The 14,885-nt window shown below is 48.9% G+C and carries 8 protein-coding genes and 1 pseudogene; 6 read left to right on the forward strand and 3 right to left on the reverse strand.

Annotated features, from left to right (window positions below; translation table 11 throughout):
• The first annotated feature begins 345 nt into the window (after positions 1-345).
• The 5 genes from QGP82_RS07845 (at position 346) to QGP82_RS07865 (ending at position 11,138) form a co-directional block, all read left to right on the forward strand.
• Positions 346-1,371, forward strand: coding sequence for a helix-turn-helix transcriptional regulator (locus QGP82_RS07845; RefSeq protein WP_499058216.1), 1,026 nt, complete (start codon positions 346-348; stop codon positions 1,369-1,371).
• A 212-nt stretch (positions 1,372-1,583) separates the two neighbouring features.
• Positions 1,584-3,707 carry a TonB-dependent receptor gene (locus tag QGP82_RS07850; protein ID WP_499058217.1) on the forward strand — a complete coding sequence of 708 codons (2,124 nt, stop codon included), beginning with the start codon at positions 1,584-1,586 and terminating at the stop codon, positions 3,705-3,707.
• Positions 3,708-3,871: 164 nt separating this feature from the next.
• Positions 3,872-7,933, forward strand: coding sequence for an ABC transporter ATP-binding protein (locus QGP82_RS07855; RefSeq protein ID WP_499058219.1), 4,062 nt, complete (start codon positions 3,872-3,874; stop codon positions 7,931-7,933).
• A gap of 476 nt (positions 7,934-8,409) precedes the next feature.
• On the forward strand, positions 8,410-9,750 hold the full coding sequence (locus tag QGP82_RS07860; protein WP_499058220.1) for an imelysin family protein: 1,341 nt from the start codon (positions 8,410-8,412) through the stop codon (positions 9,748-9,750).
• Positions 9,747-11,138, forward strand: a complete 1,392-nt coding sequence (locus tag QGP82_RS07865) for a di-heme oxidoreductase family protein (protein WP_163668356.1) — start codon at positions 9,747-9,749, stop codon at positions 11,136-11,138. The genes QGP82_RS07860 and QGP82_RS07865 overlap by 4 nt, the downstream gene beginning before the upstream one ends.
• Positions 11,139-11,217: 79 nt before the next feature.
• Here the strand turns inward: QGP82_RS07865 and QGP82_RS07870 are convergent, their stop codons facing one another.
• From QGP82_RS07870 to istA, 3 genes and pseudogenes are all read right to left on the reverse strand, one after another.
• Positions 11,218-11,556 carry a YybH family protein gene (locus QGP82_RS07870; protein WP_163668358.1) on the reverse strand — a complete coding sequence of 113 codons (339 nt, stop codon included), beginning with the start codon at positions 11,554-11,556 and terminating at the stop codon, positions 11,218-11,220.
• A gap of 222 nt (positions 11,557-11,778) precedes the next feature.
• Positions 11,779-12,543, reverse strand: coding sequence for an IS21-like element helper ATPase IstB (gene istB, locus QGP82_RS07875; protein ID WP_284681996.1), 765 nt, complete (start codon positions 12,541-12,543; stop codon positions 11,779-11,781).
• Between the two features lie 619 nt (positions 12,544-13,162).
• Positions 13,163-14,029 (reverse strand): annotated as a pseudogene (istA, locus tag QGP82_RS07880) (IS21 family transposase); the annotation flags it as partial.
• Positions 14,030-14,215: 186 nt separating this feature from the next.
• Between istA and QGP82_RS07885 the strand changes: the two are divergent.
• Positions 14,216-14,725: an IS5 family transposase gene (locus QGP82_RS07885; protein WP_499058347.1), complete on the forward strand. Its 510-nt coding sequence runs from the start codon at positions 14,216-14,218 to the stop codon at positions 14,723-14,725.
• Positions 14,726-14,885: the final 160 nt, after the last annotated feature.

Consider the following 14,885-nt stretch of genomic DNA (forward strand, 5'->3'; position numbering starts at 1 on the left):
CAGCTTTTGATGACGGGTCTCAAAATCCCAAAATCCTTGTTGTCCCATCAGAAGTCTCCCTGTCAACCCTAATCCGTAACCATGATCTCATATTGAGACTCTATTTTTGAATTAATCGAGGTGCCCTTATGTGTGTTGATCGTACAGTTGGTTTTACGAGAGGTATGCCCTGCACGAACAAGTACTTTCCCAAATAGAGGGGGGAGGCATGGGCGACTGCCAGCGTCAAAATTATAAGTCAATAACGCAATATTGAAAAAATAGGAATAATTCTCAATAAATTACAAAGCAGCAGTAGCATAAACAGCAATCGAGCTGCAGTCTATTAGCGCTCGCCATCCTGCTATGAAAATTAACGTTTCCTATAATCAATACGCCACGCTTCTAGACGAATTTCGTCAAAAGCGCTGGATTACTGTGCATCAGGATGGCAAAACCTCAAGAACTGATTGGCATTCGCCATTTATCGCCGGACAAAATCATTTTTTTAATCTGCGCCCCGATCTCAAAATTTACGACTGGAATCAGACGTTTTTAGAAAGACTAGAACTGTTTGAACCTGGTCTAGAAAGCCATCCTGCCATCCTAATTTTTTTACTCAAGGGCCATTTACAAGCTACCCATCGCGACTCTACATACTATTGTGAGACTCAAGTAAAAGCGGGCTATAACTTGTTGATGCTTAATGGCTTAGGTAAGCAAGGAACTTGGATTTGTCCCTATGGGTTAGCCAGTCAAACGGTTGAGGTGATTGTAGATCCCCGGATACTAGCAACCTATTTGGATCATGAGTCTTTGACTGCCCTAGTCAAGCTGCGTCAGCGGCTAAGTGAGTATTTAGATCAACCCTATTTTCATATGGGGGCGATAACTCCTGAAATGCAGATGGTGCTGCATCAGTATCTGCACTGCCCTTACGAGGGAATTATGCAAACCCTCTATCTGGAAAGTAAGGCGGTTGAGCTGATTGTGCTAAAGCTGGCGCAGATCAAGCAGATGGCGCAGGAGGCTGATACAAGAAACACCAATGGAACAAAGCGTCAGCTTAACTCTCAAGATCTTGAACGGGTCTATCAGGCTCGTGAGATTTTATTGAGCGATATGGTTAATCCACCGTCACTGCAGCAGTTGGCAGGTCGAGTGGGGATCGGTGACTATAAGCTTAAGCAAGACTTTCGAACTGCCTTTGGGAAAACGGTATTTGGGTATTTGCGATCTCATCGCCTAGAACAAGCCCGCCAGCTCTTAACCACACGTACCATGAACGTCTCTGAAGTTCCCCAGTTTGTCGGCTACGGCAGTCTTAGCAAATTCACTGCTGCCTTTAAACGACAGTTTGGTGTTTTGCCCAGCACCATCGGCAAACGCTGACATCAAACTTAACTAGCAACACCGTTTTGGACTAAGAAAACGCCCGCTGGGTTATAGAAGTTTCAGTATGGGCTCAGTATTATCCCTGATAGGTCAATGAGAAGAATTCTTAATAAATATTGGACCATATAGGGACTGCACCTCGTGCCAGCCCTCCTCCAACAAACACCAACATCCTTCTCCGACCCGGTGTGAGTTCTGTAAGCAAGGCTATGCAACAACATTTAATCAGTCGAGGACTATGGGGTGCGGGGATCATCCTACTGCTAACAATTCAGCCTAGTTGGGGACAAGGTAGTCAAGCCCCAGAAGCAGCCGATCCAGACTCTGAGTCTGTTGAATCCGATGAGAGCGACACCTTGCGGATTATTGTCACTGCTGAACGTACGCCCGAAGACGTGCAGGATGTGCCTGTTAGCATCACCACGTTTACAGAAGAGCAGATCGAAGATGCCAACATTAACTCATTAGATAGCATCGCTGATAGAACACCCAATTTCACCTTTTTCCCCAGCGGTGCCAATCGTACGGCTCCCTTCTACACCATTCGTGGAGTTTCCAACTTTAATGCCTTTACCCGTGACGGTGTCGGCTTTTTTATTGATGATGTTCCTTACGATTTTGCTGGTTTTATCGATCAGGATCTTGTGGATTTGGAGCGGATTGAGGTGCTGCGAGGTCCGCAAAATACTCTCTATGGTCGAAGCTCTGCCGGAGGTGTAATTAACGTTATCAGTCGCAGACCGACAAATGAGTCTGAGTTTAAGGCCGCTGCTAGCTACGGCAGCTTTGAGGATTTAGAAACCCAGCTTAGCGTCAGCGGTCCGATTGTAGAAGATGAATTGTTGTTCCGGTTGTCAGGCAGCTATGGTACTCAAGATGGCTATGTGGAAAACACTTTTCTCGATGACGATATTGATGGAGGAACTTCTATTACGGGGCGAGGACAGCTACTGTGGACTCCCTCAGACGAATGGGAAGTGTTGCTTAATGCTTCAGTGAGCGACTATCGAGAAGGGGCAGAACCGCTGGTCTTTGTAAGACCCGGCGATCCCTTTGAATCAGAATTAGACTTTAATGGCTTTAATGATGTGGTGTCTAATGCCCAATCTTTGCGAGTGGCCTACGATACCCCAACTATTCGCGTCACCTCCATTACGGCTCATCGCTTCTCTGGCCAGCAAGGAGCCTTGGATCAGGACGGCAGTGTTGCTGATTTTCTGATTAATGCCCCTGATTTCTCATCACGAATATTCACCCAGGAAATTCGGGTGCAGTCTCCAGAGGACGAAGATCGTCTGCAGTGGATCGCCGGAGGTTATTTTGAAACTGCCACCTTTAAGAACAATCGCGACTTTATCTCTGGGACGGCAGCTCCTGTAGCTGCCCAGGGGACATTACGCTCTGATGGTGAAGTGGATAGCCGCAGTCTGGCCACATTTGGTCAGGCTAGCTACGAAGTTGTTAATGACCTTACGCTGACTGCGGGCCTACGATACGAAAATACGGAAGTCTCCACAGATTTTACCCAAACATTTATTTCCCCCGATGAAACATTCGTGCTACCCCTACAGCAGTTTAGCGATGTAGAAACCGATGGGTCAGAACTGTTACCTCGATTTGTCGTTGACTATCGCTTTACCCCAAATCTATTAGCCTATGGCAGTATTACCCGAGGCTATCGTCCCCCTGGCGGTAACTTTGAACCAGATAATGAGACGGTTGCTGTATTTGATGCGGAAAAATCTTGGAACTACGAGATTGGTTTAAAGTCTTCCTGGTTAGATGACCGACTGACAGTTAATCTAGCCGGGTTTTACAATGACACAACAAACTTTCAGTTTCCTAACGTACAGAATGGCATTGTAACCATCAGCAATGCTGACATTCGTACCATTGGAGCTGAGCTAGAACTTACAGCCCGTCCGATTCCTGGCTTAGAACTGAGTGCTGGATTGGGATTGCTTAATGCCGAATTCCAGAACGGTGTTGATTTCTTTACAGGTCAACCGATTGAGGGAAAACGTACGCCCTTTACCCCAGATTTAACCTACAACGTGGCTGCTCAATATCGCAGCGAGTCAGGTTTCTTTGGCCGCTTAGAGGTGATTGGTTTTGGTAAAACCTATTTTGATAATCTTAACACTATCGAACAAGATTCCTTTGCTCTGGTCAATGCCCGTCTGGGATATGAGTTTGACAACTACGGCATTTATCTATTTGCCAATAATCTGTTTGACGAAGAGTATTTAACCCAAGCGTTTGATTTTGGCGGCACTCTGGCGGTCGCAGGTGCGCCTCAAACATTTGGCGTTCAGGTAAGAACAGAATTTTAGGAGGTGGTACATAGATTGTAGGGGCTGTGCCTTGTGCCAGCCCCGCGACAGATAGTTAAAATGCTCCGTTTCAGAGTCAAAAAGATCCGTCTAGGAGTCTTCATTCACAAATAAAACTTCTATGATCGGAATCCTACCCCCGTTGTCATGGAGAACGCAGCCCTATGGTAACCATTGATGACAGCCGTTGGCCATTGGTTTCAGCCCGGTTTCAAGGAGCCGGCACCCCAACAGAAATGGCTCAATTTTATGAAAGATTTGAAACCTGGCTGGCAAAACGAGAGAAATTTGCCCTGGTCCTCCAGCGAGATGACGCGGAAGCTGCGGAAGAACAGGGCAAGCAATCTCCTGAAGTCAAGCAAATGCGCAAAGATGGCATTGCCTGGACCAAAGCCCACAAACCTGAGATTTCTCAGTACTGCGCTGGTGTAGCCATGGTGCCTGATTCGGCTAAGCTACTTAAACTCTGGGGCCCTATGGTAGCCTCGGTAACTCGCACCCTTTACGGTTGCCCAGGTAAAGTCTTTGGCTCGATGGATGAAGCAGAAGAATGGGCAGCTGAACAATTGGGTCTAGCTACTTCAGGCAGCGCTACCCCCATGTCTTTCAAGCAGATAGTTTTACGACAACAAGTCATGCTGGGGCTGTCAGGATTGTTGGCAGCGATTGGGGCTGCTCTAGGTTTGGTGCCCTACTATCTGATTTATCTGGTTAGCTTGCGACTATTTGGTTCAACAGGTGGCCTCGACACTCAATATATTTGGCAGTTGGCGTGGCTGGCTGTGGGAGCTGTAGTTGGCAAGGGAATTTGTAACGGAGTTTCCACTCGTCTGTCCCACATTGCGGCCTATACAATTCTCTACGACCTACGCATTGAGCTTGCTCGCAAGCTGGGCAGTTTGCCACTAGGCTATTTTACCAACCGAACTACAGGGGAAATCAAAAAGATTATCCACGAAGACGTGGAGCAGCTGGAGCAGGGGCTGGCCCATCTCATTCCGGATATTGTTGCCGGGCTGACGGTACCCATTTTGGCAGGCATTTTGTTGCTGCTGGTAGATTGGCGAATGACCCTGGCAACGCTAGCCAGTGCTGTTATTGCCCTGGGGCTTTTTGGCTTTATGATGTCTCGTTTTGACATGAGTGCCTACAACGCTCTGCTGGCCAAGATGAATGGCGTGGTGATCCAATATATCAACGGCATGAAGGTAATCAAAGCCTTTACCCGCACTGACTTTTCCTTTGACCAGCTGCAGGATGTGGTAGAAGAAATGCGTCAGGTGTATGGGCGCACCACTCGCACCTCTGCCCTACCCATGGCAATTATGCTCACCCTAATGCGCTCAGCGGCAGTGACGGTAGTGCCTGTGGGAATTGCTCTGTATTTAACCGGATCTCTCAGCGTCCCGACATTTGTTTTGTTTGTGGTTATGGGTATTGGCTTTAATCGACCAATTATGGCCGTACTCTTCCATGGATTTACCGGGGTTTATCAGATCAATTCAGCCTCTCGGCGAATTGCCGAAGTGTTTAGTCAGCCAGAGCTAGCCGACCCAGCAGAACCCAAGCAACCTCAGGGCAATGATATTTCTTTCCAAAATGTCTCCTTTGGCTATGGCGATACCCAGGTATTAAACAATGTTAGCTTTACGGCGACTGCGGGCACCGTTACCGCACTGGTGGGGCCATCGGGGGCGGGTAAAAGTACAGTGGCAAAGCTAATTCCTCGCTTTTGGGATGTGGAGCATGGAGAAATTGCTATCGGTGGCGTCAGTGTAAAAGACATTGCTGTTGAGCAATTGATGAACCGAGTTTCGTTTGTGTTTCAAGATGTCTTTCTGTTTAATGACACAATTTTAGAGAATATTCGCATTGGTAAGCCTACAGCTACGAAATCGGAGATTATAAAAGCGGCTAAAGCGGCTCGCTGCCATGACTTTATTAAGGCACTGCCCCAGGGATATGACACGTCCGTGGGTGAAAATGGTGTGAGTCTTAGCGGCGGTCAGCGACAGCGGTTATCCATCGCCCGCGCCATTCTCAAGGATGAGCCGATTGTGGTGCTGGATGAGGCCACTGCCTACGTGGATCCTGAAAATGAAGCTATGGTACAGGAAGCGTTGGCTGGGTTGCTAGCTGAAGGAGAGAAGACTCTGATTGTGGTGGCCCATCGTCTCTCGACGATTACCGAAGCGGACCAGATTTTGGTCATTGCTCAGGGACAAATTGCTGCCAGGGGAACCCATGAAGAGCTTTTGGCGGGCTGCGAGCTTTATCGGGAGCAGTGGGAAGCCCATAGGAGTGCGAAGGATTGGCAACTAGGCCAGGGAGAAGAGAAGGGGAGACAGGGAGAGAATTCGAGGGCCGAGAGGAGTCGAGGTCCTGGCGCGATGGTTTCGACTCCTCTCAACCATCTTCAGAACCATACTCCTCTCATTACCAATACGTCAGAAACAGATAAACCTTTAGAAAACCCCTATCGTACACTGGATGAGACCGACTCCGTTTGGACGATGATGCGTAAGCTGATTCCGGCAAACATAGACCATTATTTTTGGCGGGCGGTACGCTGGCGCATGGTGGAGGGCATGGCAATTGGAATGACAAGCTATGTGGTTTACCTGGTGCTGGTTGCTTTGTTTCAAGGAGCTGAGGCGAGTCAGTTGTGGGGGTATGTGGCGGCTATTGTCGTTCTGTGTCTGGCGCAGATTGGGTTTGGCTATCGGGCCAATGTCCAAGCCTATGCGCTGACTATGGGGGTACAGACACGGCTGCGGCTGTTTATTGCTGACTATCTACGGCGGTTGCCCTTGGGCTTTTTCACTGAGCGCTCCACAGGGACAATTGATGCTCTATTTACCACCAACATTATGTTTTTAGAGCCCCACCATGTGTTGGAAAGCTTGATTAACGCGGTGGTGACACCCGTGATTATCTTCCTTGTCATGCTGGTATACGACTGGCGGTTGGTGCTGGTGCTGGCATCTAGCGTGCCTTTTGCATTAATGGCACTACGCTATGGGGAAAAGATTTTTGCGCGGGTGTGGCGGCTGCAGTCCATTGCTCGGGTGCAGGCCAACTCTCGCATGGTAGAGTATATCCAGGGTATTTCTGTTATTCGAGCGTTTAATCTGTCTGGGGATCGGCTAGCGCAGTTTCGCCATGGGCTACAGGACTATCGCACCGCAAGCTTGAATACTGTGACCCAGTTAACCTCAGCAACGGTGATGTTTTTATCGGTGCTAGAGTTGGGATTTGCTCTGCTTTTGGTGGTGGGTGCTGCTTTGTTTGTGCAAGGGAGCCTCACGGGTGAGAGTTTTCTCTTTTTTATGGTGTTGGGGCTGGCGTTTTACATACCGCTGATGTCCATGGCTGATATGCTGGAGTTCTATCGGATTATGCAAAACTGTGTGCGTAACCTAAAAGAGTTTTTGCAGGCGGATTTGCTTCCTGTGGCGAGTTCTCCTAAACGGCTAGAAGATACGACTATCGAATTTCAGGATGTGAGCTTTAGCTATGATAATGAGACCGTGCTAGAGCGAGTAAGTTGTACTATTCCACCCCGATCAATGACGGCTTTGGTGGGACCTAGCGGATCGGGTAAGACTACAATTACAAACCTGATTGCTCGATTTTGGGACGTGGATCAGGGGGCTGTTATTCTCGGCGGTGTGGATGTGCGAGAGTTGCCCACAGATGCGCTGTTGTCACAAATGACTATGGTGTTTCAGGATGTGTATCTGTTTAACGATACGATTTTTGAAAATATTCGGTTTGGTAATCCAGAAGCCACTGAGGTCGAAGTCATAGCAGCGGCCCAGGCAGCTCAGTGTCACGGATTTATCAGTCAACTGCCTGATGGCTATCAAACCATGGTAGGCGAAGGAGGAGCCACCCTCTCCGGTGGTGAGAAACAGCGGATTTCCATTGCCCGCGCCATGCTTAAAGATGCGCCTATCGTACTACTAGATGAAGCGACAGCCTCCATCGATCCAGAAAATGAGCGGTTAATTCAACAGGCGATTCACGCTCTGAGTGCTGAGAAAACGCTGATTGTGATTGCCCACCGGTTAACAACTATTGCCGCGGCGGATCAGATTCTGGTGTTGGATCAGGGACGCATTGTTGAACGGGGTAAGCATGAGATTTTGGTGGAACAGGGCGGATTGTATCAGCGGCTGTGGGATGTAAGGGTGAGATCGCACGGCTGGAAAATTGCCATTTGATGCTCCTAGGCTGCCGAACTGTTTGAACAAGCATTGAATCCATCCATACTAAATCGGAACCATTTGCAACCAATCTATAAAAGTATTGCCCATCACCATCAACGTTTGGACAGTGCCTTGAGTACTTAGATCTAGCTCCTGGCAGCACCAAGCAACCTCTGATTCACATAGATGGGTATAGGTTGAGAACTCAGGACACTTACCCATACCCCATCTATTCATCTATCTCCAAAATCAGGAACTTATTGCCGCATCCTCCCCTATTAGACGGCCCATGATGATTGTTGAATTTTCAACCCGGCGTGGGTTTGAGGTCTACTGCTGCTTCCAAGAATGCTTCTCAGAAAGTTGAAATAAAACCTGCATTTATAGGAATTAATGTCACTAATGCATTATTAGTGTAAAAAATCACAATGCCTCAGACTTGCTGTCTAAGGTGTTGGCTTTTGGAAAGGCACTTTACGGAGATGTGTGTTGTGAGTAAGGCTTTGAAACTCTGGGCAGGAATTGGCGCTTATGCCTTAGCGAATGCGGGAGCGATGACTCTTGGTGTTACGGAGGCGGCCAAGGCAGAGGAACTATTAGCTGTATCAGATGAAGCACCCCCTTTGCTGCTTAGTCAAAATAATGCCTGTGTAGCGTTTGCTGTTGACGGTGGTGGTGAAGGCGGTGGTGAAGCTGCTGAAATTAACGAAGGTGGTGAAGGCGGCGAAGGTGGTGAAGGCGGCGAAGGTGGTGAAGGCGGCGAAGGTGGTGAAGGTGGCGAGGGCGGTGAAGGTGGTGAAGGCTCCTCATTCTCAACATTGACCTTTTTACCTGAGTCACAGAGGTTTCGCGATTCCCAGATCCTGATCAACTTTGCAGACAATTTGGTGATCCCCAACTACCAATTCCTCACCCAGCGTTCGGGTGAGCTGTCGGATGCAATTGCGGCCTTTGTTAATGCACCAACTGACGAGATGTTGGCCACCGCGCGTCAGGCTTGGCTGGCCACCCGCACCCCCTGGGAACAGAGTGAATCGTTTGCCTTTGGTCCTGCATCATTTCTGGGTTTAGATGCAGAACTGGATGATTGGCCTCTAAATGAAGTTGATGTGCTTGCAGTTTTAGAGAGCGGTGATGCCCTGACAACCGACTACGTCGCTGGGTTACAAACTAGTCAAAAAGGATTCCATGCCATCGGCTTCTTGCTCTTTGGCACAGACAACGATAAATCCCTATCTGCCTTTACTCCAAGAGAACTGGAATATCTGACGGCGATTGGTCCAGTGTTTGATCAAACTGCCAATGACTTGCTGCTCAGCTGGACTGACGGCATTCAAGGAAATCCTCCTTTCCGCAGCGAGTTTGTCAATGCTGGTAGTGGCAGTAGCCTGTACCCCACAGTTCAGTCTGCTGGGGAAGAAATTGTACAAGGCATCATCGGCATTTTGGACGAATTGGGTAACGTCAAGATTGGCGAAGCATATGATGCGCAGAACCCATTCTTATTAGAAAGCCGGTTTGCCCAAAGTTCTTTGCAGGACTTTAAGGCCAATATGCGTAGTGCCCAAAATGCATACCTGGGCGACCTGTATGGTGCTGGCAGCGCTGGCCGCAGTCTGAGCGATTACCTCGCAGAGATTGACCCAGCTCTGGACGCGACCATTCGCGAGGGAATGCAAATAGCGCTAGCACACCTTGAGACAATTCCTGGCCCCATTGAGAAAACTCTATGTGGCGAGGCGGCTCAGCCAGAACTCTCTGCTGCCCAAGACAGTGTTGTAGACCTGTTTGAGCTGTTCCAAGATCAGGTTCTACCATTAGTACAGCAATGATTGTCCAATCAATCTTTTCCCGACGGCTCCATCGGCTGATACTGGCTGTAGGAGCTGCTGTTGCAGGTATTCTGTTTTCCACCCTACTCCACCTCCCAGCTCAGGCTCAGGCTCCCCAATCTGGGGGAGACACTACCATTTACATGCGCTCTTCTCAGGCTTATGCTCAGCCTGCACCCAATTTGGATGACTATTGGGATGAGCGCCATGCGGTGGGAGATCTGGCCTTCGAAGCTGCTTTCGTTACTGCCCCTGCCAATGTGAATCCTGGCTTAGGCCCCTTATTTAACAATGTGTCTTGCGTTGCCTGCCACTTTAACAATGGTCGAGGGTTACAGGAGAAAGGACAGCGTGTAGTACGGGTGAGTCAGTTGGGGGCAGAAAAGATTCTGCCGTCGGATCATCCCTATGCGTTAGAGGCTGTTGCGCCCACAGCAAATACTTCCCCTGTTTCTGGCCTGGGAACTCAGGTGCAAGAACAAGGTATCTATGGACATCCTCCAGAAGGTGCTTTGGAGATTACCTGGCAAGAACAAACTGGAAGCTACGGAGACGGCAGTGACTATTCTCTGAGATCCTCGCAGTTGGAGCTAACCTACTTCGATGGCTCTCCTATTCCTGACGGAGTTGTTGTCTCAAATCGGATTCCGCTGCCGGTCTTTGGACTGGGGTTGCTAGAGGCGGTTCCAGAAGAGGTTGTGCTAGCCGCCGCCGATCCCGATGATTTTGATGGGGATGGTGTTTCTGGTCGTCCCAACTGGGTGTGGGATGTAGAGCAACAAGCGGACGCGCTAGGTCGGTTTGGCTGGAAGTCCAATATGCCTAATTTGTTGCAGCAGTCGGCAGCTGCTTATGCAAATGATATGGGTGTCTCGAATCCGATGTTTCCAGCTGAAAATGGTGTTGAAGATATCGATCTAGAGATCTTGGATGCGGCTACTGCTTATGTGCAAACGCTGGCGGTTCCAGCGCGAGTATCTGTAGACGACCCTAAGGTAAGAAAAGGTGAACGGTTGTTTGCTAATGCCAACTGTGCGGCTTGTCATTTGAGCGAGATGCGCACAGGTACTCATAAGGTTCCGGCGTTGGAAAATCAGATGATTCATGCGTACACGGACCTACTGTTACATGACATGGGTCCGGAGCTAGCGGACAATCGTCCTGATTTCCAGGCAACTGGAGAGGAATGGAGAACTCCACCACTATGGGGGCTGGGCTTATCTCAGACGGTCTTCCCGTATTCGACGTATCTCCATGATGGTCGGGCTCGGACACTGGAGGAGGCGATTCTTTGGCATGGTGGTGAAGGGGCGGCTTCGAGAGAGGCGTTTCGGACGATGTCGGAAAGTGATCGCATGGCCCTGGTAGCGTTTTTGAAGTCGCTTTAACAGCCTTTTTGGCGGGTCGAAAACTCAAAAGTGATTGATTTCAGGGGAATTGCATTACATTTCCCCTGTTTTTATGGATTCAATCATTTATTCCTTTACTTAAATGCTCATGGACAACAACCCATGAATCACCCCTGCTCGCTAAAACCGAGGTGCCACGTCCGCTTCCAGCAGCTGGAGCACCGTTAATGGTACCGGACCAATCAAATCGGTAAACGCACACCGCACATTCAGATGACTGAGCAATCCAGACAAGATCAGAAATTCGATAATCCTCGTTTTCAATGATTTCAAAATTGTGTTGTATGGCTGTTGCAATCTCAGCCTTGCCAATATGACAACCTCCGTTGCTAAACCAGTAAACAGCATTGTCATCAATTAACCTGAGGTGTGAAATGTCAATTACATAGGCCAGCAAAATAGGATTAAATTTCAGTCAATTTTTTCAAATCTGACGTGTATAAACGTGATAGTTTTCCAGTCATTCTCAACAGAGGCTTGGTGTCGTTAATTTGGAGGAGATCGCGCCAGGTCGTCAACGACAATTATCAGAATTTTAGGCATTGTAAGTTTAACGATCTGCATGAGAATAGATCGCTTTAGGCAGGCTAAGACTATCTTTGGCGGTTAAGGTATTGGCTTACTCAGAGGAAGATTGAGCCGTCTTGGTTTGCGACTTGGCAGAGCGTTTAGCGGCGGCTTGTTTACGAAAACTCTGAGCCTGAAACTCAAGAATAGTGGCGTGATGGACTAATCGGTCAATGGCCGCGACCGTCATCATCGAGTCAGGAAAAATAGAATCCCACTGGCTAAACGGTTGATTAGCCGAGATCATCAAACTCTTGCGTTCATAGCGATGGGCAATCAACTCAAAGAGAACCGAGGTTTCGACATCTGACTTTTTGACATAGCCAAGATCGTCAATGATCAAGAGATCGTAGCGGTCAAGTTTGGCTAACAAAGCCTGCAGTTCAAGTTGGAGTTTGGCCAACTGCAACTGTTGGACCAATGCGGTGGCAGAAAAAAACTTAACCCGTTTGCCCAGTTGAACGATGGAGAGTCCCAACGCGGCACAGACATGTGTTTTCCCTGTGCCACTAGGACCAAATAACAACAGGTTAGAGGCCGCGTCAAGCCAGTCAGTATTTTGGGCCAGGGCCATGATAGCAGCAGGGTTGAGGGAGGGCAGGTGCTCAAACTCAAAGTTGGTCCAAGACTTTGCGAAAGGCAGCTGCGCTTCGGCCAGGGCGCGGGAGATTCGGTTTTGTTCTCGGCGAGCGGCTTCGGCCTGGGCCAAAGCCAACAGGAACTGGGCGTAGGACCAATGTTCTTGGGTGGCTTGGTGCTCCAGGGTTTGCCACTGGTCGAGGAAGTGTTTGAGTTTGAGTTGTTTGAGGGTGCTCATCAAGGTCTGATAGGGTACCTCCTGGGGGACTGTTGAGGAGTTGGTCATAATCCGATAAATCGTGTTGAACTGAGGTGATGGCCGGACATTGGTCGGTTGTTAGGGTGGAATCAAAGGCCCGTTGTAGCCCGGCCAAGGAAAGGGTGGCTTGCTTTAATTGAGTCTGTAGATACTCGGCGACCTCAGACTCTTTATCTTGGGTAGCGGCCAGATAGAGGGCTTCAGTGATCAATCTAGCCGCTTTATCAGGCTCAACGGTTGTTTTGAGCGTGGTCCATATCGCCTGCCATTGAGCATTGGGTAACAGGTCTGCTTGCCATTGGCAGTAGAGAAAGGCCCGAGGCTTGCGCCGGAGACTTTCGGCCACATGCCGATAATTGATACTGCGCGCCCGTCGGATCTTCTCACTGCCATGGACATGCACTCGTTCGAGTTCAACCACCTCGGTGGTGCCTAGAAAGCCGACGATGCGGTCATGATAGAGGTGCAGGGTTAACCGCTGACCAATTAACCGAGACGGCACCGTATACAGGATACAACGGACATTGATAGTGCTGTGGACACTGACGTTAGCACTGCGCACTTCATAGTCGGGGGTGCGATAACGCGGCAGTGGCTGTAAATAGGGGGGCTCGGTGGCAAACTTCTTTTGACATTTCTCATTGAGCTTGGCAATCACGGTCTCGATGAAATCCTGATATTGAACCACCGATTCAAACTCAAAGCTTCCCCGTCGATACAGCGCCTGACACAGGCGGCGTTTGAAATAACCATGGGGGGATTCAATGCTGCCATTCTCATGGGCAACCCCGGTATTGTTGCGCGTCGCTTCCATCCGGTAATGGTCACACACACTGGCATACAACTGGGTCAATTGGGGGTTGCGTCTTCCCGTATTGCGATAGGCTGCACTTAAACTATCTGTCCGATGGGTCTTGGGGACTCCGCCGCAGGCATGAAGCGCATTTTGGAGCCCTTGAGATAGACCGATAAAGCTCTCTCCTCCTTGGATTACCTGCACATATTGCCAGCCACTATAGGCCAATCGGTCGTGATAGAGTAGATGATGAAACGTTTTCCCTTCTATCGTTACCGTCACCCCTTTCAGATGAGTGAAGTCCGATAGTCCCATCTCACCCGGCTCATGGCGGATCTTAAACATCACTTCTTTGGCCTTCCCATGGGTCGCTTTCCATTTTGATACTCGCCGTTGCACGGTCCTAAGTTTGTCATCGTATTGACCCGGATGAAGCTCTTGGAGAATCTCAAATATTGTCGTCGTTTCTAGTCTCGGTTCCGCTTCTAGTCTTGGCCTGAGTTCCTTTTCCCATAATCCATCAAGGGGATCTCGACGAGTCTTCCAGTCTCTCGGTCGTCCTCGATTCGGTCGATGGGTTCCACGTTCAATGCGTCGTGCTGTTCGGTCTGATATCCCGGCTTTGGCTGATGATGCCCGTTGGCTCAGTCCTTTTTGCTTCGATTCCATATACAACTCTACTTGTTTCGGGTAAATTGCTGCTGGCACTAGATGACTCTTTGGTTAGAGATTTACACATCTAGTGTCTTTCTTTATTGACTTGTAATGAGTCTGGCGAATGTGGGGAAAGCCTTAATACTGATCCTGCTCAATTGAGCTGATGTTCGCGGACTACATAGTTGGCATTGTGGGGTAATTAGCGGTCTATCTAATTGTCACCCCATAGATGAGCAAACCGGAGAGATTTTGGCAGTCGTGGTGACCTCGAACGCCATCAGTGATGGTGAAATCCTCCCAGACCTGCTCGACCAAATTCCCGATGAGATTGACCAAGTGAGCGCCGATGGGGCGTATGACCGCACCTACTGCTATGACGCCATTGATGAGCGAAACGCAACCGCAGCCATTCCGCCTCGCAAGGATGCCAAAATTTGGTTTCACGGCAACCGTAAGCAGGTACCTCATCCACGGGATGAGAATCTACGGGCTATTCGAAAACAGGGACGCTCTGCCTGGAAAGAAGAGATTAACTATCATCGACGGTCCTTGAGCGAAACTATGATGTATCGACTCAAAACTATGTTCACAGGTGAAGTGTCTGCACGATGTATTAAGAACCAAACGACAGAATTATTGTTGGAATGTTCAATTATCAATCAGTTCACTCATTTGGGAATGCCAGATAGCTACTCTGTTGAAGCCTGAAATCGATGCCTTGGAGGATTGATCTGGCTGCCAGATCAATCACGCACCAAAGCGGTAATTTGGTTGTCTAGAGTTAACGGATTGAATCTTTTCTTGTTACTTAAAGGGTTAAGCGGTAGCAACTATCGATTAGCATGCCAGTGTATTTGAGATCGCAATC

It is taken from the genome of Leptothoe sp. LEGE 181152 (assembly GCF_032906605.1).
GTDB lineage: Bacteria > Cyanobacteriota > Cyanobacteriia > Phormidesmidales > Phormidesmidaceae > Leptothoe > Leptothoe turfae.